Annotated in this window: 1 protein-coding gene; it reads left to right on the forward strand. The window is 73.3% G+C overall.

Going from position 1 to position 735, the window contains the following annotated elements:
* Window positions 1–166 precede the first annotated feature (166 nt).
* Window positions 167–735: HNH endonuclease signature motif containing protein (locus FLV34_RS39495; protein ID WP_147945612.1), on the forward strand; the 569-nt coding region annotated here is incomplete at its 3' end.

Raw genomic sequence — 735 nt, forward strand, 5'->3', positions numbered from 1 at the left:
CCTCATCGCCGACCTCACCCGTCAAGCCCACGCCCAGCTCGGCACCACCCCCGCAACCGGATCACCTCACCCAGCCGGATCACCCCACCCGGCAGCAGCGCGCCACCCGGCCCGATCGTGTGACCCGGCTGCAGCGCACGCCCCAAAGGGATCGGGTGACCCGGCCATGCTGGGCGAACAGACCGACCCAGCCCACACGGCCGACACGGCCAACACGGCCGACACGGCAGGCGCAGTCAGCACCACGGGCGCGGCTGGCACGGCCAACGCGCACTCGGCGGACGCGGCCAACCCCACGGACGCCGCAGACGCGGCCAACACGACGGGCGTGACCAACACGGCTGACGCGGTCAACGCGGCGAACTCGGCTGGTGCGGCCAACGCGGCCGACGGGGCCAACGCCACGGGCACGGCCGACACGGCAGGCGCAGTCAACACCACAGGCGCGGCTCGCACGGCCAACGCGGACTCGGCGGGCGCGGCCAACACGACGGGAGTGGCCAACACGGCTGACGTGGTCAACGTGGCGAACGCGGCTGGCGCGGCCGACACCGCTGGGGTGGCGAACACAGCGAACGGGGCTGATCGGCGTCATGCCGATGCGGCCTTACGCCGATACGTCCAGATCCGGGGCCGGGTCTGCTCCTGGCCGGGCTGCCGCATGCCCGCCACCCGCACCGACCAAGACCACATCCAGGCCTGGGCCGACAACGGCGCCACCACCGCCGCCAACCT

It is taken from the genome of Microbispora sp. CSR-4, assembly GCF_008033685.1.
Taxonomy (GTDB): domain Bacteria; phylum Actinomycetota; class Actinomycetes; order Streptosporangiales; family Streptosporangiaceae; genus Microbispora.